Origin of the sequence: Mucilaginibacter sp. 21P (genome assembly GCF_019331605.1) — a bacterium.
GTDB lineage: Bacteria > Bacteroidota > Bacteroidia > Sphingobacteriales > Sphingobacteriaceae > Mucilaginibacter > Mucilaginibacter achroorhodeus.
The window spans coordinates 3,006,964-3,033,116 of the sequence record NZ_CP063061.1 but is presented as its reverse complement, the minus strand read 5'-3'; the positions used below and the strand labels follow the sequence as shown (position 1 = coordinate 3,033,116).

At 43.9% G+C, this 26,153-nt stretch carries 29 protein-coding genes; 7 read left to right on the top strand and 22 right to left on the bottom strand.

Annotated features, from left to right (window positions below; translation table 11 throughout):
* Positions 1-2: 2 nt before the first annotated feature.
* The 8 genes from INP83_RS13645 to INP83_RS13610 all read right to left on the bottom strand — a co-directional run bounded on the left by INP83_RS13645 (position 3) and on the right by INP83_RS13610 (position 5,963).
* Entirely contained in the window at positions 3-1,142 is a 1,140-nt protein-coding gene (locus INP83_RS13645; protein ID WP_146272143.1) for a toxic anion resistance protein, read from the bottom strand.
* Positions 1,143-1,254: 112 nt separating this feature from the next.
* On the bottom strand, positions 1,255-1,869 hold the full coding sequence (locus INP83_RS13640; protein ID WP_146272142.1) for a TerD family protein: 615 nt from the start codon (positions 1,867-1,869) through the stop codon (positions 1,255-1,257).
* Between the two features lie 19 nt (positions 1,870-1,888).
* Entirely contained in the window at positions 1,889-2,443 is a 555-nt protein-coding gene (locus tag INP83_RS13635) for a TerD family protein (protein ID WP_146272141.1), read from the bottom strand.
* Positions 2,433-3,281, bottom strand: coding sequence for a phosphoribosyltransferase family protein (locus INP83_RS13630; protein WP_146272140.1), 849 nt, complete (start codon positions 3,279-3,281; stop codon positions 2,433-2,435). The genes INP83_RS13635 and INP83_RS13630 overlap by 11 nt, the downstream gene beginning before the upstream one ends.
* Before the next feature lie 14 nt (positions 3,282-3,295).
* Positions 3,296-3,994 (bottom strand): HAD family hydrolase, encoded by a 699-nt coding sequence (locus INP83_RS13625; RefSeq protein ID WP_219124673.1) that lies wholly within the window; start codon positions 3,992-3,994, stop codon positions 3,296-3,298.
* A gap of 110 nt (positions 3,995-4,104) precedes the next feature.
* Positions 4,105-4,923 carry an N-acetylmuramoyl-L-alanine amidase gene (locus tag INP83_RS13620; RefSeq protein ID WP_219124672.1) on the bottom strand — a complete coding sequence of 273 codons (819 nt, stop codon included), beginning with the start codon at positions 4,921-4,923 and terminating at the stop codon, positions 4,105-4,107.
* A 127-nt stretch (positions 4,924-5,050) separates the two neighbouring features.
* Positions 5,051-5,500, bottom strand: coding sequence for a Fur family transcriptional regulator (locus INP83_RS13615; protein WP_219124671.1), 450 nt, complete (start codon positions 5,498-5,500; stop codon positions 5,051-5,053).
* Positions 5,501-5,525: 25 nt separating this feature from the next.
* Complete coding sequence (locus INP83_RS13610) at positions 5,526-5,963, bottom strand: MerC domain-containing protein (RefSeq protein ID WP_146272136.1); 438 nt, start codon at positions 5,961-5,963, stop codon at positions 5,526-5,528.
* A gap of 502 nt (positions 5,964-6,465) precedes the next feature.
* On the opposite strand from INP83_RS13610, the gene INP83_RS13605 reads away from it, so the two are divergent.
* The 6 genes from INP83_RS13605 to INP83_RS13580 all read left to right on the top strand — a co-directional run bounded on the left by INP83_RS13605 (position 6,466) and on the right by INP83_RS13580 (position 12,352).
* Positions 6,466-7,152, top strand: a complete 687-nt coding sequence (locus tag INP83_RS13605) for a GDSL-type esterase/lipase family protein (RefSeq protein ID WP_219124670.1) — start codon at positions 6,466-6,468, stop codon at positions 7,150-7,152.
* A gap of 10 nt (positions 7,153-7,162) precedes the next feature.
* Positions 7,163-8,254: a Gfo/Idh/MocA family protein gene (locus tag INP83_RS13600; protein ID WP_219124669.1), complete on the top strand. Its 1,092-nt coding sequence runs from the start codon at positions 7,163-7,165 to the stop codon at positions 8,252-8,254.
* Positions 8,255-8,258: 4 nt separating this feature from the next.
* Positions 8,259-8,990 (top strand): 6-phosphogluconolactonase, encoded by a 732-nt coding sequence (locus INP83_RS13595; protein ID WP_219124668.1) that lies wholly within the window; start codon positions 8,259-8,261, stop codon positions 8,988-8,990.
* 416 nt (positions 8,991-9,406) lie between these two features.
* Entirely contained in the window at positions 9,407-11,131 is a 1,725-nt protein-coding gene (locus INP83_RS13590; protein WP_219124667.1) for a GMC oxidoreductase, read from the top strand.
* 12 nt (positions 11,132-11,143) lie between these two features.
* Positions 11,144-11,887, top strand: coding sequence for a DUF1080 domain-containing protein (locus tag INP83_RS13585; RefSeq protein ID WP_219124666.1), 744 nt, complete (start codon positions 11,144-11,146; stop codon positions 11,885-11,887).
* Positions 11,888-11,959: 72 nt separating this feature from the next.
* A complete protein-coding gene (locus INP83_RS13580; RefSeq protein WP_219124665.1) occupies positions 11,960-12,352 on the top strand; it encodes a group III truncated hemoglobin in 393 nt (130 codons plus the stop codon).
* A gap of 57 nt (positions 12,353-12,409) precedes the next feature.
* On the opposite strand, the gene INP83_RS13575 is transcribed toward INP83_RS13580, so the two are convergent.
* Positions 12,410-12,799: a hypothetical protein gene (locus INP83_RS13575; protein WP_219124664.1), complete on the bottom strand. Its 390-nt coding sequence runs from the start codon at positions 12,797-12,799 to the stop codon at positions 12,410-12,412.
* A 22-nt stretch (positions 12,800-12,821) separates the two neighbouring features.
* Positions 12,822-13,637 (bottom strand): SDR family oxidoreductase, encoded by an 816-nt coding sequence (locus INP83_RS13570; RefSeq protein WP_146272129.1) that lies wholly within the window; start codon positions 13,635-13,637, stop codon positions 12,822-12,824.
* Between the two features lie 46 nt (positions 13,638-13,683).
* On the opposite strand from INP83_RS13570, the gene INP83_RS13565 reads away from it, so the two are divergent.
* Positions 13,684-14,331, top strand: a complete 648-nt coding sequence (locus INP83_RS13565) for a YceH family protein (protein ID WP_219124663.1) — start codon at positions 13,684-13,686, stop codon at positions 14,329-14,331.
* Here the strand turns inward: INP83_RS13565 and INP83_RS13560 are convergent.
* The 12 genes from INP83_RS13560 to INP83_RS13505 form a co-directional block, all read right to left on the bottom strand.
* A complete protein-coding gene (locus INP83_RS13560) occupies positions 14,328-14,918 on the bottom strand; it encodes a TMEM175 family protein (protein ID WP_219124662.1) in 591 nt (196 codons plus the stop codon). The two genes, INP83_RS13565 and INP83_RS13560, sit on opposite strands and share 4 nt — an antisense overlap.
* Positions 14,919-14,979: 61 nt before the next feature.
* Complete coding sequence (locus INP83_RS13555) at positions 14,980-16,425, bottom strand: NAD(P)/FAD-dependent oxidoreductase (protein ID WP_146272126.1); 1,446 nt, start codon at positions 16,423-16,425, stop codon at positions 14,980-14,982.
* Between the two features lie 12 nt (positions 16,426-16,437).
* Positions 16,438-17,175, bottom strand: coding sequence for an NIPSNAP family protein (locus INP83_RS13550; RefSeq protein WP_255563155.1), 738 nt, complete (start codon positions 17,173-17,175; stop codon positions 16,438-16,440).
* Positions 17,176-17,365: 190 nt separating this feature from the next.
* A complete protein-coding gene (locus INP83_RS13545) occupies positions 17,366-18,136 on the bottom strand; it encodes a DUF1080 domain-containing protein (protein ID WP_219124661.1) in 771 nt (256 codons plus the stop codon).
* 20 nt (positions 18,137-18,156) lie between these two features.
* Positions 18,157-19,035 carry a sugar phosphate isomerase/epimerase gene (locus INP83_RS13540; protein ID WP_219124660.1) on the bottom strand — a complete coding sequence of 293 codons (879 nt, stop codon included), beginning with the start codon at positions 19,033-19,035 and terminating at the stop codon, positions 18,157-18,159.
* A 54-nt stretch (positions 19,036-19,089) separates the two neighbouring features.
* Positions 19,090-19,974 (bottom strand): hydroxypyruvate isomerase family protein, encoded by an 885-nt coding sequence (locus tag INP83_RS13535; protein WP_219124659.1) that lies wholly within the window; start codon positions 19,972-19,974, stop codon positions 19,090-19,092.
* A 4-nt stretch (positions 19,975-19,978) separates the two neighbouring features.
* Positions 19,979-21,232: a nucleoside permease gene (locus INP83_RS13530; RefSeq protein ID WP_146272121.1), complete on the bottom strand. Its 1,254-nt coding sequence runs from the start codon at positions 21,230-21,232 to the stop codon at positions 19,979-19,981.
* A 40-nt stretch (positions 21,233-21,272) separates the two neighbouring features.
* Complete coding sequence (locus INP83_RS13525; protein ID WP_219124658.1) at positions 21,273-21,710, bottom strand: c-type cytochrome; 438 nt, start codon at positions 21,708-21,710, stop codon at positions 21,273-21,275.
* Positions 21,711-21,741: 31 nt separating this feature from the next.
* Positions 21,742-22,794 (bottom strand): sugar phosphate isomerase/epimerase, encoded by a 1,053-nt coding sequence (locus INP83_RS13520; RefSeq protein ID WP_219124657.1) that lies wholly within the window; start codon positions 22,792-22,794, stop codon positions 21,742-21,744.
* A 4-nt stretch (positions 22,795-22,798) separates the two neighbouring features.
* The gene (locus INP83_RS13515; RefSeq protein ID WP_219124656.1) at positions 22,799-23,965 is read right to left on the bottom strand and encodes a Gfo/Idh/MocA family protein; all 1,167 of its coding nucleotides are present in this window, start codon (positions 23,963-23,965) and stop codon (positions 22,799-22,801) included.
* A gap of 123 nt (positions 23,966-24,088) precedes the next feature.
* On the bottom strand, positions 24,089-24,661 hold the full coding sequence (locus INP83_RS13510) for a gluconate 2-dehydrogenase subunit 3 family protein (RefSeq protein WP_219124655.1): 573 nt from the start codon (positions 24,659-24,661) through the stop codon (positions 24,089-24,091).
* A gap of 45 nt (positions 24,662-24,706) precedes the next feature.
* Positions 24,707-26,137: a Gfo/Idh/MocA family protein gene (locus INP83_RS13505; RefSeq protein ID WP_146272118.1), complete on the bottom strand. Its 1,431-nt coding sequence runs from the start codon at positions 26,135-26,137 to the stop codon at positions 24,707-24,709.
* Positions 26,138-26,153 lie beyond the last annotated feature (16 nt).

Here is a 26,153-nt window from a genome sequence, read left to right as displayed (position 1 = left end):
CGTTAACGTGTATTCGTCACGTTCTTCTTCAGCTCGGTCTCTAAATTCTGCAGTTCAGTATTCAGCACCTTCCTGTTTTGTGTACCCTCATCATGGATACGTTTAACCTCATTAAGGGTTTCGATCAATGATGATGTTGTGCGTTTCAGCGTATCTAATGAAACCACGGTTTTCTCATTTTCCCTGGCTACATCAATACTGTTCTGCTTCAACAATTCAGCGTTTTTCTGCAAAATGGTATTGGTGGTATCTGATACCTTTTTCTGCATCTCCACATTGGCCTTTTGCCTGTTTAGCGCAACTGCTAAGGTAAGCTGATTTTTCCAAACTGGGATAGTGGTTGATACAATTGACTGCGCTTTTTCGGCAATAGTGGTATTGTTGTTTTGCACCACGCGGATCTGTGCTAAAGACTGCAGCATAATAAAACGTACAACCTTCAGATCGGCCAGGCGTTTATCCAGGCGGTTAACATAATCGCGCAGATCGGCAATTTCGTAATCCTGGTATCCTGACGGATTGCCATCCATAACTGCCAGTTTCTCATTCAACTCGTTATACTTCAACTGACCGGCTATGATCAGTTCTTCCATTTGCTTAATGTAATCCACATTGTTATCAAACATGGTTTGCAACGATGCATTATCTTTCAACGAGTTTACCCTGCCGGCCTTTATTTTATTGACGATCTTATCTACGTTGTTCACCACAAGGTCATACTTGGCGAAGATCTTTTTTGTATCCATTACCAAAGTGCGGATCAGCGGGATACGCGATAATACTCGGACGAAAGCATTTTGGTCAAGCTCATCAACATCAATGTAGTTCAATTCGTGCAGCAGATCGGTTATCAGCGTGCCTACTTCGCCGGCGTCAAATGTGCGTACTGATGACAGGAAGCTATTGCTATAACGCTCCATGTTCTGCTGAAGATCTGAGCCATAATTCAGGATAGAATTTACATCAGACGGATTTAAGTCTTTGCTTTTCTCGCCGTATTTGGCAACTTCTGCAGTAGTAATGTTGGATAGATCAACATTACCATCTTTATCTAATTTAACCGGAGTAGCTGCATTACCCGGCGCGGGTGTTGGCGCAGGGTTAGTAAGTTCAGCTCCGTCGTTAATTGAGTTGGTTTCCATGGTTGTTTTGGGTTTAGGCCTCACCCTTCCCTCTCCAAAGGAGAGGGTTGTCAAACTCTTTTGTAAAGTCCTCTCCTTTGGAGAGGATTTAGGTGAGGCATTTTTATTTTCTTTACAAAAAATTTCGCATTACAGTATTTACGGTTTCTTCCAGTTTGCGGTCTTTGGTTGGTTCGCCAAGAGCATTGAACTTCCATTCGCCGTTCTTTTGGTAGAAGATACCCATTACCATTGACACATGGCCTTTAAAGGTTGCATCATGGGCAATGTCATATTTTGCAAACACTTCGTTAACGCGTTTAGGCGTGCCTTCATAAATGCGGATAGAAGCGAACGGAATGGTACCAAAATCATGACCACGGAAGCTATTTAATACAAAGGCTACGTGTTTTACAGCCGGGTCTAAAGCGCCCAGGTCGACCGTAATTACCTCATTATCCAAACCGTCATCACCCCCCATATCGCCGGTGAGGTCATCACCGCTGTGGCGTATTGCGCCGTCTTTTGACTTTAGGTGACCAAAGTAAACCACATCTATCAGTTTCTTATTTTCATCAAACAGTGCGCAACTGGCGTCAAGGTCAACTGCTTCTTTTGTTGAGCCAAAACCAAACAGACCTTTCTTTTCAATAGCGCCCCAGTTAATGCCTACACAAACGTTTTGCAGTTTGTTGCCATTCTCTTTTTCTAACGATATACGCTGACCTTTTTGCAAGTTAATTGCCATAATATTATGTTTTAAGGTATTAGTTATATTTGTTTAAGTAATCCTGCAGGCCACCTTTCATGCCTGCGCCAACTGCTTCAAATTTCCATTTGCCATCGCGTTTGTAGATGCGGCCAAATTCAACTGCAGTCTCTATCGAAAAGTCTTCTTCCAATTCATATTTCAGAATATCGGCATTGGTAACCGGGTCAAAAATACGAACGAACGAGTTACGCACTTGCCCAAAATTCTGCCTGCGGCTCTCGGCCTCGTGGATGGTTACCACAATGCAGATCTCGGTAACGCGGGAATCAATTTTAGTTAGATCTATTTTGATCTGCTCATCATCACCGTCACCGGCGCCCGTAAGGTTATCGCCTGTGTGCTCAACGGCTTCATCAGGGCTTTTTAAGTTGTTATAAAAAACAAAATACTCATCGGCTATCAACTTCTTATTGTCGCCCATGATAAATACAGATGCATCTAAGTCGAAAGCCGAGCCTGTTGACGACGCATTGGTGTCCCAGCCCAGGCCTATAGTGAATTTGGGAGCGTCAATAGCTTCGCGCTGCCCCTTTTGCAGATTAATTGCCATATTGTACGAGTTTATAATTATCTAAAAGTAAAAGTTTTTTTATAAAGCCAAGGTTTTGCTGATAGGCTTCAATAGTATGATAGCCATTGCCTAAAGCCATGTTGTACAACTCATCCAAAAACGCTGTCGATTGGTCTTCAATAAATACCCTGAACTTGTCATGCTCGTAGTTGAGGATATACTTAACCAACCTTGTGTTGATGCAAAAACTGCTATCGTTAATGATCTTGTGCAGGTCAAATATTGACTTTACCTGGTGGTAGTTGAGGTAGTTCTCAATATTAGGGTGGATATTGCTGTTCACCAGTTCGGCAAAGTAAAGCATGTAGATGTCATTCTTTAAGCCGTAAGCATCCACCATTTTCATGATCATACGCTCGTGGCTACCCGTGATGCGGATATCATCCAGAAAAATCAATGTCTTGCCTTCCAGAAAAGCCTTATCTATATGAAAGCTATCATTGCCTATCAACTTCATCCGTTGCTCTGCATCCAGCTCGCCGTAATCTTCTTTATAGGTGATGGTGCGGTGTACTTTGGTTTCCTGAACAACGGGTAAGTCATTCTCTGCCAGCCAGTGGTTGAGTGTGTATACAAACCAGTTCTTCATGGCAAAAGTAGCCGTTGGGATAAACGAATACGGACTGGAGATCACCACCAACTGTTTTATATTTTCGGCTCGCGCCAGATGCTCTTCAATAAAACCGTTGGCCAGCGCCACGCCAAAATCGCGCGATACCGTGCCATCGCCAAACTTAAAGCGACTGTAATCTGCCGCCTCGAAACCGAAATGAGTTTCGCTATTGATATGGTGTAATGAATAGGTTAATGCTTTCATAGGTGTGAGATATATTAGCCAACAAGACTCAAAATTGTTTGCTGATTGGAATTGATCAATGCTGCTTTTAAACCCATTGCTTCGGCTGCGGCCACATCATTCTTGGGGTTATCACCAACATGCAAAATACCGCTGCGCGGGATGTCTTTACCCATATTACAGATGTCGATATTCTTTAGCATAACCTCAAAAAATTCAGGGTTGGGTTTTGACATGCCTGCCTCATCAGAGTAAAGCTGAAAATCAAAAAAAGTATCCAGTTGGTAAAGTGCAAGCACCTTACGCAATGTTTTACCGGTGATGTATCCTGTGTTGCTCAACAAACTAAAAGTTGCTCCGCTTTTTTCTTTTAGAGTTTGCAGGGCTTCAAATGTTACATCGCTATATAATTGTGAGGGATATTTGAAAAGCAACGCTTCCATATCGTTATGCAGTTGCTGATAATCCACTTCATCAATATCAAGTCTATCGCCATTGATCAGGTGGATGACCATCAGATACATCTCGTCGGCATCGATATTTTTACCGCTCTTCTCGTTCACGGCATTGCACATCAAGTCAACCTGCCGAAATATTGTTGCTATCTCGTCAACAGACTTATCTGCCTTATTAAAATGTTGGTGGAAATATTTAGCGCGCTCGGGCTTAAACCTTGGGTCTGATTTTATGAGCGTTAACCACAAGTCGAACGAATAGTGCTGAAAATAAGGCATTAGATTTAATAGGTGTCAGTAAAAAGCCTTTTTACAGGCTTAACAAGACCCCAAGATATAAAATAATGCTTATTAGCTTAATAACTTAAAATGAAATTTATATTAATAGCTTACCTGCTACTTAACACGTTGCGGTATGTTGTAATGGAGCGGATAATAGATTGCACTATGGCCGTTTGCCCCTCATCAGAGTTCAGATATTCTTCTTCATCAGGGTTATTGATAAAACCGGTTTCTATTAATACGGACGGCATAGCGCTGTTAGCCAGTACGTAAACACCCTGCTCGCGTACACCTAATGCAGCACGCCCGTCAGTATCGGTGAACTCCCGCATCAGGTAATCGCCAAACATAATGCTTTGTTTGCGGTATTTTTTAGTAAAGGCATCCAGGATAATTGCATTAGCAGGGTCGCTGTCATCAAGTGCCTGGTAATTTTGCTGGTAGTTCTTTTCTTCAAAAATAGAGGCGTTCTCGCGCATGGCTTCTGCCTGCTCTTTGGCACGATGCAAACCATAAACCAGCACCATTACCCCGCTTTGCTTGTGCGCGCGATAAGCTGTGCCCTCTGCAGATGAGTTACAATGGATGGAAATAAAAAGGTTACCTTTTGACTGATTGGCAATAGTCGATCGCCGGCGAAGTTCGATAAAAGTATCATCGCTTCGCGTAAGTACAGTAGTGAGATCTGGCAGTTGAGCATGGATTGCAGCGTCCAGCTTTTTGGCGATGGAAAGCGTGACGTTCTTTTCATAAGAATACTGTCCGCGGGCGCCGGCATCCTTACCACCGTGGCCAGCATCAATGATAATGTTCTTAATTTTATAACCTCCCGTAACAATAGTATCTGCAGGGGTAAAAGAACAAAACAGGATATATAAACATAAAACGCTGACACCACAGATCAGCCTCGTGTATTTTTGTCGCATTAGATTAATCAGGAACACAAATTTATCAGCCACACTATCAAACTGCAAACGCAAATAAAAGTTTGCTATTGTTGATTTTGACGATTAGATTGTAAAAGGGATTAATAAAAGAAATCTCCGTATTGCATTAATTAATGGTAACGGCGCTTTTTTTACTGCACTTAGGACACAAACCCGATGCATAAAGCGTAAAGCTATCAGCCTTAAAGCCTTCCGGTAAATTTAAACGTGGCATGTGCAGATCATCGAGACAATAAACGTTTTTACAATTGGTACAGTTAAAATGCAGGTGCTCATCATGATGATGATTTTCGCCACAATCTGCGTGGCAAACGGCATAATTGGCTGTACCGTTTAAATCGAAAACCTTATGGATGATGCCTTTTTCTTCAAACACATTAAGGATACGGTAAAGAGTAACGCGGTCAATATCACTCATCACACTCTCCAGATCGGGCTGCGAAGTAGCCGTGTTTTTTGAATACATCATAGAAAGCACCCGTAAACGCGCACCGGTTTTTTTTAGATGGTGCTTGTCCAGCAGTTCCTCAAAACGAAAATTCTTAGTCTGTGCCATTTCTCCAAATTTAGGTAAAATTCAGTTAAGCAGCTTGCTTATTATCGTGTTTGTGTGAGTGTTTAAGGTGCAGGAAGCTGTTGCCGGCATTGCATGTACCGGCCAGTTTGTAGTTAATAAAATGTGCGGTGGCTATCAATAAGCCGCCAACGGGCACTACTACGGCTTCAACCCAGTTGTGTATTAACAAATGACCGCCAATAACAAGTATAAAACCCAAAACCAACATTGCTAAAGGCAAAGCGTTGCGATGGTTCTTGTACTCCCCACCTATAGACCATACGCCTATAAACAGCGCAAACAGTATCATGCTCCACTCCACCCATGGGTTGGCCAAAAACTCCAACCCTAACAAAGGCAAACTGGTAAAAAACACCGGCACCGCCGCACAATGTATAGCACAAAGTGTAGAGGCGGTCATACCAATATTGTCCAGCTTTAAGGCTTTACGGGGTGATAACATGCTACAAAGATAAATATAAATGCAACATTATTACATTTAGATTTGTTTAGATTTTGTCAGGAATGGATACTCTCGTTATCTACAGTGTAATTTCGAACGAACTACGCCGTAGAAAGATCTTCTATATACTATACTTACACCTGCTCATGTAAATGTAGAAGATTTCTCGTCGCCCCCAAGCTTTACCCTACCCTTCTGCTCGCTCGAAATGACATGGTGGTTTAGCTTCTCTTTTCCTCTCCCTATTTTTGCGCAGCGAAGAGAGGGTCGCGCACGAAGTGCCGCGGGGTGAGTAATTCGCAGAGCGACTCACCCCCAACCCCTCTCTGCTTCGCAAAGAGGGGGAGCTTGTATTTTGCCTTCTCTTCCTCACCCTCTTTTCGCGTAGCTAAGAGAGGGTCGCGCACGAAGTGTCGCGGGGTGAGTAAAAAATCATCTTAATACCAAAATCAATAAAATCAGCGGTCAGCTTTTTGTACATTTAGCTGCCAATTATTTTTTCATGAAGAAGTTTTTATTGCTGCTATTAGCCATCCCGGTTTTTGCAAAGGCCCAGCAACGGCCTACAAATCAAAATTTATTTGATACTATACCCTTTATTCCCGACCATACTACCGATAGGCTAAAAATATTTGCTGCCCAGCCGGTAAAAAAGGCTAACGTCATATTCTTTGGCGACAGCATTACCGAAATGGGTAATTGGGGAAGTCTCACCGGCGATACAACCACCGTTAATCGCGGTATCGGTGGCGATATCACCTTCGGGGCACTAAAACGCGTGGATGATATCATTGCACGCCAGCCCAATAAGCTATTCATCTTGTTTGGCATTAATGATATTGGTAAAGATATCCCGGATGCGGTGATTGCTGATAACTATTTTAAGATAATTGAACGTGTGCACAATACAAGCCCGCAAACACGCATTTACGTGCAAAGTATATTGCCGGTAAATCCTACCCACGCTAATTTCCCGCAGCATTATGATAAGGGCGCTCATGTATCGGCCGTAAATAACCTTCTGAAAGCGAAAGCAAAAGAACTTAATTTTACATGGGTTAATTTAGCACCGCTTTTTACCGATAAAAACGGGTTGCTTGATAACCGTTATACGCTTGAAGGTTTGCACCTTAACCAGGATGCCTACAAGGTTTGGGTGGCATATCTCAAAAAAATGAAATATTTATAACATCTTACTTATGAACAGAACTAAAGTAGCCATCATTGGCGCAGGCTTTATCTCAGACATTCACCTGGAATCGTACCACCGCTTTGTGCCGGAGGCCGAGGTTGTAGCCGTTTATGCCCGTAACCTGGATAAAGCTAAGGCCTTTGCCGAGAAATATCATATTGCAACCTGGTTCAATGATGTTGACCAGCTACTGGCCGAAACCGATGCCGAAGTGATCGACATTTGCGTACCCAATTACCTGCACGCCGAGGTTTGCATTAAAGCAGCAAAAGCCAAAAAGCATATCATCATCGAAAAACCATTGGCCGTTACCATTGAACAAGCCGATGAAATGATAGCGGTTTGCAAAGAGAATAACGTAAAACTGATGTATGCAGAAGAGCTTTGCTTTGCGCCGAAATACGAGCGTGCCCGCAGCTTGGTTACCGAGGGTGCCGTTGGCGAAGTTTACATGCTAAAGCAAGCCGAGAAACACTCCGGCCCACATACAGATTGGTTTTATGATATTGACCTGGCCGGCGGCGGCGTATTGATGGATATGGGTTGCCACGCTTTAGGCTGGTTTCGCTGGGTGTTGAATCATGCCAAGGTGAAAGACGTTTACGCCACTATGAGCACCGTTTTACATAAAGGCCGCACAAAAGGCGAAGACAATGCGGTAGTGATAGTGGAGTTTGAGAACGGCGTTACCTGCGTTGCGGAAAGCAGCTGGGCGAAGCATGGCGGCATGGACGACCGTTGCGAAATATACGGCACCGGCGGTGTTATTTATGCCGATCTGTTTATGGGTAATTCTGCGCTTACATACAGTAAAGATGGCTACGGCTATGCCATGGAAAAGGTCGACAGCTCTGCAGGCTGGACGTTCACTATTTTTGAAGAAGCATTTAACCAGGGTTACCCGCAGGAATTAAAACACTTTATAGAGTGCGTGCGTGAAGACAAACTACCGGTAGTGACCGGAGAGGACGGCCGAGCAGTTCTGGAAATTATTTATGCCGCTTATTCCTCTGCCGGGTCAGGGAAAAAGGTAGCCCTGCCCTACCACGCCAAAATAGAAAAACCGGTAGATCTATGGTTAAACCCTTTACAACACTAACAACATGGAAGTAAAAATATATAGCAATTACGACGAAATGTCAAAAGCAGCAGCCGAACTGGTTGCAAGTCAATTGGCAGAAAAACCGGAGTCGGTATTAGTTTTTCCTTCAGGCGATTCTCCAACAGGAACCCTAAATTATTTGGTTAGCTGGGCTAATGATGGCCGCATAGATCTGACGAAAGCTTCTATCGTTGGCCTTGACGAATGGGTTGGCATGGATGAGAATGATAAAGGAAGCTGCAAATATTATCTCAAAAATACTTTTTTTGATAAGCTAAACACGAAGCTCACCAATGTCACCTTATTTAATGCCAAAGCTGACGACCTTGAAGCCGAATGTGATCGTATGAATACATTTATCGCTTCCAAAGGCGGCATTGGTGTGATGATGGTGGGTATAGGTATGAACGGCCACCTTGGTTTAAATGAGCCCGGCACACCGTTTAACCTCTACGCACACCGTTCAGAACTGGATCCGGTAACTGTTGAGGTTGGTCAGAAATATTTCGATAAAGCTACGCCCTTAACCGGTGGCATTACACTGGGCTTACAGCACCTGGCAGAAGCCGGCAAAGCCATATTAATTGCCTCGGGCGCTAAAAAAGCTGATATTATTGCCAAAAGCCTGCAAGGCGAAGTAAGTACAGCTGTGCCCGCATCTATCCTGCAAACACTGGATAACGCGGTTGTTTTGTTGGATGAGGAAGTGGCAACTAAGTTGATAAAAGTATAAGGACCATTTCATTGCGAGGTACGAAGCAATCTCAAAGGCGGTTCTTCGTTAGGAAAGGCAGTGAGTGGTATGATTGTTAGTGGATGTTACTTTCTTTTTCCGCAAAAGAAAGTAACCAAAGAAAACTCGCGACCACGGCAACGCGCTACAATGGCTATGCTTTAGCAATGCCTGTGCTACCGCACGTTACACTATGTCGCCTTATTCGATTACGTTCTGTCCGTGCATTTCTTTTATCCCGCGTCAGCAAAAAGGCTTCGGGCGAAAGCGACCAAAGCAATTTTGGCCTTGTGCGTTTATAAGTATAAGGGCACAGCAATACTTGCTTGGAGCACAGCCCATGTAAATTCGGCGTGACGTAATTAGTACTTCTTGATTTTTAATCGCATCTTTAGTTACCAATTATAAACTACAAAATGCTTACTGATACGCCTGAAAATACTGCGGCAACTTCTGCTGCGCAAACTTTCGATGCTATAGTTATTGGATCCGGAATTAGTGGTGGATGGGCTGCAAAAGAACTTTGCGAAAAAGGCCTCAAAACGCTGGTGTTAGAACGCGGCAGGGATGTTAAACACATTAAGGATTATCCTACTGCTACGAAAGCGCCATGGGAGTTTCCATACCGCGGCCGGGTAAGTTTGAAACAGCTTAAAGAAAATCCATTGATCACCAAAGCTGCCGGCTATGGCGACGATTGCGACCACTTTTTCATCAAAGATGCAGACCATCCTTATGTACAGGAAAAGCCCTTTGACTGGATCCGTGGGTACCAGGTTGGAGGTAAGTCGCTTACTTGGGGCCGCGCTACGCAACGCTGGAGCGATTTTGAATTTACCGCCCCACATCGTTTTGGGTACGGTATTGAGTGGCCTATCGGCTACAAAGATGTAGACCCATGGTATTCTCACGTTGAAAAATTCATTGGAATCTGCGGAAATAAAGACGGCTTAGAGGCAATGCCTGATGGTGAATTTTTACCACCGTTTGAAATGAGTGCGCCGCTAAAATTTATGCGAGACAACATCAAGCAAAACTTTAACAGGCATTTGGTGCATGCCCGTTGGGCGCATCTAACCGAGCCTAAACAGATCCACCTGGATCAGGGCCGGGGTAAGTGCCAGGCGCGTAATATGTGTATGCGTGGCTGTCCTTTTGGCGGTTATTTCAGTTCGGTAAGCTCTACCCTGCCCTGGGCGGCCAAAACCGGGAATTTAACTATACGTCCGCACTCTGTTGTTCATTCTATTATTTATGACGAGCAAACAGGCAAAGCATCGGGTGTAAGGGTTATAGATGCCCAAACCAAAGAGACCATCGATTTTAAGGCAAAGGTGATCTTTATGAATGCCTCAGCACTGAACACTAATCTTATCCTCCTTAATTCAAAATCAAAACGTTTTCCCAATGGGTTAGGTAACGATAATGGGTTGTTGGGTAAATATGTTGCATTTCACAATTACAGAGCATCGGTAAGCGGCACCCTGGACGGTTATGAGGATAAATATTATTTCGGCCGCAATCCTACCGACTTAATATTAGTGAATTACAAAAACCTGCATAAACGCGAGACGGATTATTACGGCGGCTATACTACATTCCTGAATGCCTATCGCGATCAGCATGCAAAAGATATTCCGGGTGAACACATTGGCTCCGCTTATAAAGACAACCTGTCTGAACCCGGCGGCTGGCATGTATTCGCTTATCTACAGGGCGAAACCGTACCTGTTGAAGAAAATCACGTTCGTTTAAGCGATACCGAAAGAGACCAGTGGGGTATTCCGCTATTGGTTACTTCAGTCGCCTACCACCCTAACGATGATAAAATGACGGATGATTTCCTTAAAGAAACGGCCGCGATGTTTGAGAAAGCCGGCGTAAAAAATATCGAAACAAATAACAACAAACAGGCACCAGGCCTGGATATTCATGAGATGGGTGGCGTACGTATGGGTAAAGATCCTAAAACCTCACTGCTAAACCAATGGAACCAGTTGCACCTTTGCCAAAACGTTTTTGTTACCGATGGAGCTTGCATGACCAGTACTGGTAATCAAAGCCCTTCAATTTTATACATGGCATTAACCGCACGCGCAGCTAACTACGCTGCAGAGCAGGTTAAAGCAGGTAAACTTTAAAATCTATCTCACATGAAAAAATTAGCCTACTTATCAATTGTAATAATGGCATTGGCTGCCTGTCAATCGGCAGATAAGAAAACCGCAGGTGACACGACAGCACTGGTCAAAGCAGAAACCACCAAAACCGCATTTGAGCCTTTACTCATCGATAGCAGCATGAGCAACTGGCACACCTACGGTAAAACGGGCGTGGGAAAAGCGTGGCAGTTAAGGGACGGTGTCCTTCACCTTGATGCTTCTAAAAAAGCTGATTGGCAAACCAACGGCGGCGGCGACATTATCACCAATGAAGAGTACGCGAACTTTGACCTTAAGGTAGAATGGAAAATATCGCGTGCGGGCAACAGCGGCATCATGTTTTACGTACATGAAGATACTAGCAAATACAAATATCCATGGCAAACCGGCCCGGAAACACAAATAGCTGACAATAAGGAAAATGAAGACGGCAAACTGATCAAGCATCGTGCAGGCGACCTGTACGATCTGATGTCGATTTCAAAAGAGGTAGTTAAACCAGCGGGCGAATGGAACAAAACCGAAGTGATAGCCAATGATGGCAAACTGGAAATCCTGGTTAATGATGAGAAAGTGTTATCTACCAACATGTGGGATGACAATTGGAAGAAGATGATAGCGGCAAGCAAATTCAAGGAATGGCCGGGTTTCGGCACTTTTAAGAAAGGCCATATCGCGTTACAAGACCACGGCGCAGATGTTTGGTTCAGAAATGTTGAGATCAAAAAACTATAAGGCCAGGGCTTTTATTGGATGTTTGTGACAGCCGTCACATTTTTGGCAACTACTAATCCTTAACTTTGGTGCATGCAAGGCAAGGAGGATATTTTAACGCTTATAGATATCAAACTTTTGGTTGATACCTTCTACGAGCGGATCCAAAAAGATAATTTGTTAGGGCTCATTTTTAACGAGCGGATAAAAGATAACTGGCCCGAGCACTTGGATAAGATGTATCGCTTTTGGCAAACCGTTCTGCTGGAAGAATACACTTATGGCGGTCGTCCCTTTCCTCCACATGCCCAGTTGCCTATCGATGAAAAGCATTTTAATCAATGGCTGGCTCTATTTACAAGAACAGTTGATGAATTATTTAACGGTGATAAAGCCGCGGAAGCCAAATGGCGCGCTAATAAAATGGCTGCTATGTTTCAAAGTAAACTTGCTTATCTGAGGAATAATCCTTTTAATATTGTGTAAAACGAAGCCCGCTCCGGCTCTCGTTTCCCCGCTCTACAAACACAAATACCTATCTACTCACATCGTCTCTATCTCATCCGGATGGCGAGGCTGCCAGATGGCATAATAAAATGCCAGGCAAAAAACACCAAGCAGAAATGGGATCAAGGCCAAATGCTTATAAGTGAACCATCCGCTAATGGTAATGTGATCAAAACCCATAAACTCACTGATCATCCAGTATGAGTTAGCACTTATCCAGAAAGTAATGGCCAGATTATGGCAAAGTTCAGACATCAGTTCTCTTGTGCGCCAGGCTATCACAATGGATATCATCAACGTAGGGATGATCATAATAATACCAATCGGCTTCCATATCATACACCAGCCAATATCCTTAAAAAGCCAGAACACGATATGGAGGTTCTCCATCTTACGGTACTTGAGCGGAATGACGTATTGTGACATGCTTATTGATATTGAAGGGATATTAAAATTTATGATCAAGGGCTGTGTACCAATTATTTGCGTCGTACTGGTAATTCAATATTTCCGGCACGTTCATGCTTTCCACTATTTTCCATCTATCAAGTTTTAAAATAAAACCTGGCAATGCTAAACCGCCTTGCTCAGCAGCTTGGGTATAGAAATCTGCACGGGTTGGGTGATGCGGGGCAACCGCATTAAAGGTACACTCGTAGGCATTTTTGCTAATGATGGTTTTAGTAATGCCTATACAATCATCTAAATGTATCAGATTTACAGGTGCCAATCCGTTGGCAACCCCCTGCTTGCCTGCAAAGAACCTTCCGGGATGCCGGCCTGGCCCTACCAGCCCGCCGAAACGGATGACGGTTGTTTTAAAGCTAATTCGCTGCTGGAACAGTGCCTCTGCATTTAATAGAATTTTGCCGGATTCGGTATCGGGATCCGGGGGTATATCCTCGTTTACCATCTTGTTCATATCAGCATAAACACCTGTGGAGCTGATCAGGATAACTTTGCTTATTTGATGTTTAATGATGCTCTCCACTACCTTCTCCATTTTAGCTAAGTACTCCTGCCCTTCCCCGGACCGGGTTTTAGGCGGGATAGCAATTATTAAAATATCGGTATCAAAAAACTCATCGGGAAAGGTAGATTGATCAGTCGATAGATCCAACACGAAGGGCTTAATACCTGCGTTAGCCAATTGTTCAACTTTATTGGCAGATGTGGTACTGCCTTTAATTTTGTACCCGTCGTTGACCAGAGCCTTTGCAAGTGGCAACCCGTACCAACCGCATCCTAAAATACTTATTGTCATAATAGCGGCTTAAAGATAATACAAATGCAAACAATATATTTGCCCTATGGATACGCCGCAAACTTTACCTGTACTAAACGACACAGAACTGAGGGTATTAGGCTCGCTAATGGAAAAAAGCAAGATAACGCCCGATTATTACCCCATGACCATCAACGGCTTAACTGCAGCCTGCAACCAAAAAACTGCACGCAAGCCTGTAGTAGAGTATGACGAACAAACCGTTGCTTTGGCTTTAGACACATCGAAACGTAAAGGCCTGGTATCTACCGCTACTGGTGGCTCAAGTAGGGTAATTAAGTACAAACATAATTTTGGTATCGTTTTCCCGGTTGTCCCATCAGAAGTGGCTGTTATCTGTTTGCTTATCCTTCGCGGACCGCAAACACCCGGCGAGATCAATACCAATTCTGGACGTTTGTATGAGTTTGAAAATCTGGATGAAGTAACGGAAATGCTGGAGAAATTAGCCGGAGGCGACCTCCCGTTTATAGAGCAGATGCCAAAACGACCGGGGCAAAAGGAAGTGCGTTACCGACACCTTTTAGGCGGATCCGTTCCTGAAGATGATGCATTCGACGAGCCTCAGCGCCGCACATCGAACAACGATCTCGAAGAACGCTTAAGTAAGCTGGAAACTGATTTCGCCGAACTGAAAGAAGCCTTTGATAAATTAATGAAGGAACTATCTTAAACGGAAGTTTCACTACGGCTCAATTTACGCTCGATCCTTCTATCAGGAATCAACCAAATAAGCGCAACCGCACCATACAGGCCAGCCGCCCACCATGGATGGACGAATGACAATGCGATAGCCACTCCGTATATGCCTACGGATAGTTTACCTTTCATATCACTGCCCATGGCATGTCCCAGTAATGATTCCTCACCATGATGTTTGATAAGCAAACGCACCAATATGCTGTAAGCCACGCCGCACATAATAAGTACAATGCCGTAGCATATTACCGGTACCTGTGCAAAGTGGTTTTCGCCCATCCAATCTGTAACAAACGGAACAAGTGACAACCAAAACAACAGGAAAAGATTAGCCCATAAGATGCCACCGGTCACTGATTTTGTTGCGTGTAAAAGATGGTGATGGTTGTTCCAATAAATACCAACATACACAAAACTAAGAACGTAGCTTAGAAACACTGGCGATAAATGTATCATATCGCTCCACTCCGCGTGATGCGGCACTTTAAGTTCAAGCACCATAATGGTGATGATAATAGCAAAAACGCCATCGCTAAATGCCTCTAAACGACCTTTACCCATACTGTGATCAATTGAAGTTAAATATACGTTTAGGCAGAGTGCTTTGCAAAGGCAAAAAACTCTAAAGCGTTACCGCTATGCCGAACACATCTTTAAGCGCTTTTTTGGCGGCATTATAACCGCACATGCCATGCACCCCTCCACCCGGAGGTGTTGAGGCAGAGCAGATGTATAATCCTTTCTCAGAAGTTCTGTAGGGCGACAAACGTATGGCAGGCCGTGTAAACAACTGACCAAGATCGATAACTCCCCCATTAATATCACCGCCAATATAGTTGGGATTGTATTCTTCCAGTTCGACAGTGTTGAAGGTATGCTTAGCAAGGATGGTATCCCTAAAGCCCGGCGCATAGCGCTCTATCTGCTTCTCAATTGCGTCCGTCATATTTTTGGTTGAGCCGTTGGGAACGTGGCAATAGGCCCAGGCGGTGTGCTTGCCGTCGGGGGCGCGGGTATTATCGAATAGGCTTTGTTGGGCCAGCAATACGAAGGGTTTATCGGGATGTTTGCCGTTCCAGGTTTGCTGCTCGGCGTCACGTATCTCGTTAAGCGTGTTGCCGAGGTGTACCGTTCCGGCCTTAAGGCAGGCTTCAGGAATAAATGGAATTTGTTCACTTAAGGCAAAATCAACTTTAAAAGCACCCATACCATAACGATATCGCTTAAGTTGCCATTTATATAGCGCGGAAAATTTATGCCCGGCTATCTGCAGTAATTGCTTCGGTGTTACATCAAATAATACAGCATGCGCTGAGGGTAGTTGGTCTAAAGATGTAATGTAAGTATTGGTCTCTATCTTACCGCCTATCGAAGTAAAATATCCTGCCAAGGCATCAGCTATACTTTGTGATCCACCCTTAGGTAGCGGCCAGCCTTGCAAATGCCCGGTGGCCATTAGCACAAGTGTTATGGCAGCAGTAGCCGCGTTGGTTAGCGGTTGCATGCTATGAGCGGCCATGCCGGCCAATAATGCTTTAGCTTGTTTAGTTTTAAATTGCTTTGCCAGCATAGTGACCGGTTTAAGCGCATCTAACCCGAAAGACGCCAATGCCAGCGGATGCTTAGGCATGTGCAACGGACCAAGTACATCAGCATCTATCAGTGGCCAGTTCTTAGTCACAGGCTTCACGAGCTTTAAATAGGCATTTTCATCAGCTCCCAATTGCTTGGCTGTACGCTCAATGTCGCGACATAAAATTGCTGTGTTGTGTTGCTCCAGCGGGTGAGCGGCATCTATCTCCGGGTAGATATATTCCAGGCCATGATCTGCCAAAGGCAGCGTTTTAAAAAACGGGGAGGCGACCGCAAGCGGATGAATTGCAGAGCATACATCGTGCTTAAAGCCCGGCAACGTAAGCTCTTTTGTACGCAGGCCGCCACCAATGGTGTCCTTCGCTTCAAGCAGTAATACCGATAACCCTTGCTGCTGCATCAGTATGGCAGCCGCAAGGCCGTTCGGGCCACTGCCCACTACAATTGCATCGTAATCGCGTTTCTCAAGCGCCATAGGCTGTTGTTATCAATAGTCGGAGTAAGCGGTAGGATAAAGAAAAATAATGTCTGCCTTTGATACATTGTTCTTATACTGAGCATCACTTATCAGCCCTTTCCATTGCGCATCTGCATCAAAAGCTTTCCAATGCTCGTCCCTACTTTGTTTATCATCAAATGTTGTTAAATACATCAGGTTAGGCATTCTACTGCCTGCAATAACACTGCCGTAAAAAACCGGATTAAAGCCTAAGCGCTCAAAAATGTCTGTTTCGCCACTGTTGAACATCTTAACTTTGTTATGGTGGTAAGCTTCTGTTGGGCTTTCGTAACTGCGCAGCTCATACACCCGTTTTGAACGTTCTCCGGTTAATTTGGGCAACATCAAATGCGGGCGTGTAATAAACGGACTAAGCAAAATAGTTTCGATACGCGAGTACGGTGCGTTGTTATACGCTGCGGTAACGTATTCTTTGTTATCAGTCGATGAAATAGCAGGTTTGCTTGCCGATACATTATCCGGCTCAACATCCTTCCATGAAGCATACGGCACAAGTATGTAAATCTTCCTGTCAGCAGTATCTTTTTCAACAGGCTTAAAGATGCCGATATTTTTAATGCCCTTTTTGTGCATCACTGGCAGAAAGCTCTTTTGCAGATAAGCATCGAGTACCGCTTCTTGCTGTGGCGACTTATAGTGATATATCTTTATCTGGTAGTAATCGCCTTTGATGGTTTGGGCTTGTGACGGCTTGATAATAACCATAAAAACGATGAGTGATAGAAAGCACAACAACCGCTGTGATATAGATTGAATGTTATACATAAAATTGTGGTTATGCTAAATTACGCAAATAATCCCATCGCAGAGGCACGTATAAGCGGTAAATTGATGCAACGCTCCATAAACAAAAAAAGCCTGCCTAAGGCAAGCTTTTTACGTATTCTTAAATGGCTTATTTAATTTCTCTCACCCAAATATTACGGAAGCTAAGCGGTTCGCTTTTGTCGCCGTGAGCTTGTAATTTAATTGGGCTATCGCCATGTGGTTTTCTGTAACCAGGCTTGCCGATGTATTGTGTAGGGCCCATTAATTCAACGTTATTCTCCACCAAAACACCGTTGAATATAACAGTAACACGCGCAGGCGTTTTTAATTGGTCACCGTCAAAGGTTGGAGCAGTCCAGATCACGTCATAAACGTTCCAGGTGCCCGGGGGGGTTGTTGGGTTAGCTAACGGGATAAATTGCTTGTATATACTGCCAGCCATACCGTTAACGTAGGTTTTGTTATTGTAAGAATCTAACACCTGCAACTCGTAACCGTCATCGCCTTTGCCTATTGATGCAAGGAATACGCCGCTGTTACCACGTGCCTGGCCGGTACCTTCAATATTTGAAGGTACTTTCCACTCTATGTGTAACTGATAGTTACCAAATTTCTTTTTGGTTTCGATGTTGCCGTATTTCTTGTTAACGGTTAATACATCACCTTTTACATCCCATTTGGCAGCATCTCCGCTGGCTACGTCTACCCATTCAGAAAGCCCGGTTTTGCCGTTGAAAAGTATAATGGCATCTGATGGTGCCTCTCCTGCAACTTTACCAGGCTTTACAACCGGTGGTACAGGTTCCCATTTTTCAGTATCCTCGGGTTTTGCGTTTTGCGCGTTAGCCATATAAAAGCCTCCGCAAAGCAAAGCAGTTAAAATCAGTTTATGTTTCATTTTTTAGTTAATTGGTGCCGTTACAAATAGAGTTTAGTTTTAAGGTAAGATGCACTTTTGGCAATACTTACATAAGGGTCAATGTTGGTAAAGTTTTCCTGCTCAACAATGTAATGTTTTATACCGGCTAATTTTGCCTGACCAAGGATCTTTTTAAAATCAATTGCGCCAGTGCCTATTTCCGTATTCAGATCATGATTAGATTTGTCCATATCCTTGATGTGCACCATTGCAAAACGTCCCGGATGTTTTTTGAATATCTCGATAGGATCTTTACCGGCACGAACCACCCAATAAATATCCATTTCCATGGCTACCAATTTTGGGTCGGTATACTTCAATATTGTATCATAAAAAGTAGTTCCTTCTACTTCCTTCCACTCAAAGTTGTGGTTATGGTAACCCAGTTTTAAACCGTGTTTTTTGCAGATGGTAGCGGCTTGATTCATTTTGGCTGCAATTGATTTAAAATCGGCTGCAGTTTTAATGAGGTCTCCGTTAAGGCTTGGCACCACAATGTAAGTCTGGCCTAAAATTTTTGCAGCTTCAATGTAGCTGTCAAATTCATCCATTTTACCGGTACTAAAGTACTCATCAAGGCCATAGTGACCGCTTGGGCTTTTCAAACCGTTCTGTTTCAACAATGCGGAAAACTCTTTTGCGGTTAATCCCCAAAAGCCATTTTGTTTAGAGTAACCAAAGGTTTCAACCTCTTTATATCCGGCTTTTGCTACAGCAACAATAACGCCTTTAACATCTTTAGGTAATTGGTCGCGCAGGGAATAAAGCTGTATGCCTATGCCGTTTGGGCTTTTTGCCGAAGCCAGTTTTGGTGCAAGCATAATGCCTGCCGCAGCCAAACCGGCTTGCGCTAAGAAAGTTCTTCTGGTAGTAGTCATAATGTATTTATAAAAGTAAAATTGCCGTTATAGACGCTCTACAACGGCAATAGTTTAAACATCGCAAATGTGCACAGCTTTTCTAAGCGATGCAATTTTGTCTTTTTGTTTAGGGATAAACTCTTGTGCTACAAAGCCTTTGTGGCCTACTTCAAGCACAGCCCGCATAATTGCCGGATAGTATAATTCCTGTGTTTCGTCTATCTCGTTACGGCCGGGAACGCCACCGGTGTGGTAATGCGCAATGTACTGATGATATTGACGAATGGTGCGGATAACATCGCCTTCATCTATCTGCATATGGTAAATATCATATAGCAGTTTAAAGTTCTCTGATCCTAAGCGTTTGCAAAGTTCAGCCCCCCATGCGGTATGGTCGCACTGGTAATCTTTATGATCTATCTTGCTGTTCAGCAATTCCATCACTAAAACTACACCGTGTTGCTCGGCAAGTTTTACCATCGGCTTAAGGCCTTCAACACAATTTTTCCACCCTTCTTCATCTGTTTTTCCGCGACGGCTACCGCTAAAGCAAATCAGGTTTTTATATCCTGCGGCTGCCACCTTAGGTATCATTTCACTGTATTGCTTATGAAGCTGTGCATGAAATTGCGTATCACCAAAACCATCAGTAAGGTTTATCTCAGCCCCATTACACATTGATGAAGTAAGACCATATTTTTTAAGCGTCGGCCAATCAGATGGGCCAACCAGGTCAATACCTTTTATGCCGATATCTTTAGCTGCTTTGCAAAGATCCTCAACAGATATGCCATCATAACACCAGCGGCAAACCGCGTGGTTAATGTTGCCTTTGAGTTTATCGCTCATATATTCTTTACTATCGGGTTTGTATGACGATAATACACCGCCCACTCCTATTGCAGCTGTACCGGCAAGTATGCCCTTAATAGCTGTTCTTCTGTTTGTACCTGCCATTGTATTATATATCTGCACGGCCAAGTCCCGGCTCTTCAATATCCAAACCCGGTTTGGTTTGTATTTGATTAGTATCCTTAAAGAATATGATAAACAGCAGGAATACCACCCCCGCAATAGCAGCCGGAATTAGCCAGATGCTTGTCCAGTTGTGTGATGTTTCTGTTAATTTGTATTTGTCAACAACCGGGCCCGAAATGTAAGATCCCATTAACATACCCACACCATAAGTTGCAAGTGTTATAAAGCCTTGTGCCGCGCTTTTAAATTTCTCACCGGCAAGATTATCAGTATAAATCTGACCCGTTACAAAGAAGAAATCATAACAGATACCATGCATTACTATACCTGCAATCAGCATCCAGTAATTAGATTCTACATTGCCGTAAGCAAAGAAGATGTATCGGATAACCCATGCCAGCATACCCACCGCAAGCATTTTTTTAACGCCAAGGCGTACGAAGAACAACGGCATCAAAGCCATAAACAAGAACTCTGACACCTGGCCCAGCGACTGCACACCTGCCGCCGCTTTCATGCCAACCTCATTTAAGAACGGATTGGTGAAGTTATAGTAAAATGCCAAAGGCACACATATAGCAACAGATGCCAGGAAGAATGTTAAGTATGACCGGTTCTTTAATAAACCTAAAGAATCTAAACCCAATATATCGCCAAGGCTTGCTTTTTGTCCTTTTTTAGCAGGCGGAGTTGCAGGCAACGTAAAGCTCAATAAACCTAAAATCAACGATGCCGCAGCAGCCATTTTAAAGGTAAGGACAAGCGAGTTGCTTTGCTCCCAGCCCAACCATCCAATAACCAAACCGGCGATGATCCAACCTAAAGTACCAAACACACGTATCGGTGGAAACTCTTTACTTGGATTTTGCATTTGCCTGAACGATACCGAGTTAACCAATGCCAGTGTAGGCATATACACAACCATGTAAGCAAAAATTATTGGGAAAAAGCCCTCAAAATTTGTTTGGGTGGTAATGTAGTACAACAAGGCTGCACCGGTTAAATGCAGTATACCCAAAACTTTTTGCGCAGAAAAAAATCTGTCAGCAATTAGCCCAATCACGAACGGTGCAATAATAGCGCCCCATGATTGTGTTGCATAAGCATTACCATTTTGCACGCCCGTGGCGTTTAAGGTTTTGCCAAGGTACGTTCCCATTGTTACAAACCATGCTCCCCAGATGAAAAACTCCAGGAACATCATGGTTGATAACTTAACACGTGTAGTTACGGTCATAATTAGTATTGATTTAAATTAGTTAGGTTTTAGTCAGTACTTATTTTACTGTTAAAATGTATTTAACCATTGCCTTAGCATCATCTAAAGAAAGGTCAGGGTGAGCTGTCATTGGTACTGTACCCCAGTTACCACTACCGCCTGATATTACTTTTTTTGCAAGCATATCAACGTCGCTTTCTTTGTACTTTTTGGCGATATCAACCAATGCAGGGCCAATAACTTTGCTTTGCGCGTTATGGCAGGTGTTACAGTCTGCAGCGGCCATAAGCTCTTCGCCTTTATTGCCTGTGGTACCGCTGTTTTTATCAGTACCTATTTTATTTACCGATGTGTCATTAGCGGCATTTGATTGTTGCGCTACAGCGCTGTTATTGCTTGACGAAGCGCTGTCTGTGTCTGCCGGTTTGTTGCTGCTACCACCGCAAGCTGTTAAGAAAGCTACGCTGATACCTAATATAAAGAATACTTTTTTCATGATGCGTTTTTATGTTATTAGTTAATATGTGTTATAGTCCAATTAGTGATTTGTTAAAAGCTTCGTCGCTGCCGGATGCTGCAAAATCATCGAAAGCTTTATCGGTTACCCGGATGATATGGTCTTTGATGAACTGTGCACCTTCTCTTGCACCATCTTCAGGATGTTTCAGGGCACACTCCCACTCTAAAACAGCCCATCCTTTGTAATCGTATTGTGTTAATTTGCTGAATACTGATTTAAAATCAACTTGTCCGTCTCCAAGTGAGCGGAAACGACCTGCACGCTCAACCCAGTTGGAATAACCACCATAAACTCCCTGGCGGCCTGTCGGGTTAAATTCAGCATCCTTAACGTGGAACATTTTAATGCGTTCGTGGTATATATCGATATACTCCAGGTAATCCATTGCCTGTAATACGAAGTGCGATGGATCGTAAAGCAAGCAGGCACGTTTGTGATTATTCACATTCTCCAAGAAACGCTCGTAGCTTACACCATCGTGCAGGTCTTCTCCGGGATGTATCTCGTAGCAAAGATCGATTCCATGCTCATCGTAATAATTAAGGATAGGTTCCCAACGTTTAGCAAGCTCAGCAAAGGCTGTCTCTACCAATCCTGCCGGGCGTTGCGGCCAAGGGTAAACCATATGCCATATTAATGCGCCACTAAAGGTTACTGATGCATTTAAGCCCAGGTTTTGTGAAGCCTTTGCGGCAGCCTTAACCTGCGATACCGCCCACTCCTGCCTTTTAGCAGGATTGTTTTTGTAAGCATCGGGTGCAAATGCATCGAACAGCGTGTCGTAAGCCGGATTAACGGCTACCAACTGTCCTTGCAAGTGCGTAGAAAGCTCGGTTATCTCCAAGCCGGCTTCTGCAACAATGCCTTTTATCTCGTCGGCATAAGTTTTACTATCTGCCGCTTTTTGTACATCTATAAAACGAAGGTCGTTTGTTGGCAATTGTACACCTTTGTAACCCAATCCGGCAGCCCATCGGCAAATAGATTTCAGATCATTAAAAGGTGCGGTATCACCAATAAACTGGGCTAAGAAAATAGCCGGTCCTTTAATGGTATTCATGCCTTTAGATTGTGTATTTGGTCCATTTTTCGTTGCTCTCGTTTGAGGCAACCACATTATTTATAAATGCCATACCGCGGATACCATCATCTACAGATGGGAAATCGATCCACTCAGGAACTTGGCGGCCTTCTATCTTAGCGCTTAGCGCCGAAGCGAAGTTGCGATAAAGGTTACCAAATGCTTCAAGGTATCCTTCCGGATGACCTCCGGGAGTACGGCAGTTTGAAGTAGCCGAAGCTGATAAATGACCAGTGTAACCGGCACCTGCACGTAATATTTCAGCAGGTTTATCCAGCCATCTAACAATTAATGTGTTTGGCTCCATCTGGTTCCACTCAAGGCCGCCATTTTCTCCGTACACACGGATCTTTAAAGCGTTTTCCTCACCTGCTGCAATTTGAGATGCAGTAAGTGTGCCTGTAGCGCCCCCGTCAAAACGAAGCAACACTGCGCCGTCATCATCAAGCATACGGCCATCAACCACGATGTTTAGTGCTGCACTAAGTTCACTGATCTTTTGGCCGGAAATAAACTCTGCCAGGTGAGCTGCGTGTGTACCAATATCACCCATTGCGCCGGCTTTACCAGATTTAGATGGGTCGGTGCGCCACGAAGCCTGAGCGTTACCTTCACGTTCTGAAAGGCGGCTTAACCAGCCTTGCAAATACTCAACATATATTTTTCTTACTTTACCTAAAGCGCCGCTTTTTACAATTTCGCGGGCTTCCTTCACCATCGGGTATCCGGCATAGGTGTGGGTAAGCAATAGCATCAATCCTGTTTCCTCTACTTTTGCTTTAAGTTGTTTAGCTTCCTCAAGCGTAAAAGTGATAGGTTTTTCGATCACCACGTTAAAGCCATTTTCTAAAGCCTGCATTGCCGGAGCAAAGTGTGCAAAGTTTGGCGTAACAATGGTTACAAAATCCATACGATCATCGGCCGGGCGTTGTGCTTCGGCTTTGAACATTTCATCGTAAGTGTTATAAGTGCGTTCTTCGGGTAAAAAAAGCATACGGCCACTTTCCTGCGCAACATCTGGGTGCATACTTAAGGCACCACAAACCAGCTCAACCTGACCATCCATGTTGGCAGCTATACGGTGGATAGCACCTATAAATGCATCCTTGCCACCGCCTATCATGCCCATGCGTAATTTTCTGTTACTCATAATAGCTGTAAAGTATAAATCGGAACAAGCCCGGATTTACCTTTGTTTTAAGATTAGATAAATGTGTAAAAACCGCTCCGTATTTTTTACGGAGCGGTTGATGTTCAAATGTAAACGTATTTTTTATGATAAAGCCCAGGCCTTATCACCTTTTTTGTATGGATAATCGCCAATGTATTTGCCCGGTACAGGTACATATCTAAGCGCCTTTGTTGCGCCCGGCTCTGAGGTAAAGTAACCCAACAGTGTAAGCTGTTTGATCATGCTGAAGTAATGGTTAGGATCTTCAGGCTTTTTATTTTTGTTGTAATCCTTAGCCTCTTTGTCTAACTGGGTAAGCAATTCTGTACGTTGTTTTGCATCGGCCTCCATGAAGCTTTTGTTGTACTTTTTGCTTGATGCATCATTAAGGTCTTTTAAACCTTTTTTGAAGATCTTTTGGTCGTCATCGGTATAACAATCGCGTACCATAACGGCCATAAATGCACCCACTTTTGCTGCTTTAGCACCCGGGGTTGAGGTTTCAGGCAAAATGGTTTCTGCTATTTCATCCATGTAGGCCGTAGTATCTGCATTAAACAGGTCGTCGGTATTTACCGATCCGCCTGACTTACAGCCTGACACGAAGAACTCGGCTCCGATAACGGCACCGCCCAGTATCAAACCCACTCTGCTTATCGCGTCTCTTCTATTCATTGTTTTATAGAATTAATGAGTTAATGTTTTTAATTGTATTAATTATTACGCTTTTAGCTCAAAACCCGCAGGGTACTGGCGTTTAACGTACTGGTTAACATCGTCAAAGTTGGTAACCTTCATGGCTTTGTTATCCCATGTGTATTTGAACGCGCCACCTTTAAGGTCATGACCACGAACCGCAAGGTTAGCCATCAGCAAAGCCTCGGTAAGCGGGCCTGCAACTTCAAATGGAGAACTTACTTCCATTTTACCATAACCGGCTATAGCTGCCTCTACCCACTGTGCATAGTGACCATTTGCACCACCAGGAACACGTTTGTATTTCTGAGGCGCTTTCGCATCCTTGGTGCGTTCTTTTGGTAGCAGGGTAGCCGCATCAGAATAAGTGCTTGCGTACATTTTACCTTTACTACCAATGAACAAGGTACCGTTACCTTCTTCGCCACCCCATTTTTCGTTAGGGCCAAGCTCGTCAGGTCGCTCCGGCTGTATACCGCCGTCCATCCAGTGAAGCGTAACATCACCTTTGGTTTTGGCAGTTTTAGGGAAAGTTAACGTAATATGGCTTGATGGCGGGCAGCTCTCAGGGAAGCTACCTTTTCTAAAGGAATCTACATAAACGCTACCCACGCTGGCCTGTACGTCTTTAACATACTGTAAACCTAATACGCGGAACGGAGCTTCAACAAGGTGGCAACCCATATCGCCTAATGCACCTGTGCCGTAATCCCACCAGCCGCGCCAGTTGAACGGAACCAATTTCTCAACATAATCTTTGTGAGGTGCAGTACCTAACCAAAGATTCCAGTCAAGCTCTTTAGGGATGTTCTGGCTTGGATCAGGCCATTTAATACCTTGTGGCCATACTGGGCGGTTTGTCCAGCAGTAAATAGTATCTACATCACCAATAAGTCCTGCATCATACCACTCTGCCATTAAGCGGGTACCATCGTTTGATGCACCCTGGTTACCCATTTGAGTAACTACCTTAAATTTTTTAGCAGCCTCGGTCAGCAAACGTGCTTCCCAGATATCATGCGTTAGTGGTTTTTGCACGTAAACGTGTTTACCCAATTGCATGGCATGGTATGCTATGATAGCATGATTGTGATCTGGGGTAGATACTGATACAGCATCGAAATTCTTATGATCTTTTTCTAAAAGCTCGCGCCAGTCTTTAACGTATTTGGCTTTAGGGAACGATGCCCTTGACTTTGCAGCCTGGCGGTCGTCGACGTCACACAGATAAGCAATATTTGCTTTACCGCTTTTTGCAAAATTAGCAATGTCACTTTCACCTTTACCGCCAGCACCAATACCGGCAACATTGAGCATATCGCTTGGTGCGGTAAAGCCTTTGCCGCCCAGCACGTGGCGTGGTACGATCATTAAACCGGCAGCAGCCACTGATGTGGATTTAAGGAAATCCCTTCTCGAGGCGCTGTTCGTAGTTGTTTCTTTTTTTTCAGTCATTGGTAGTCGAATTTCA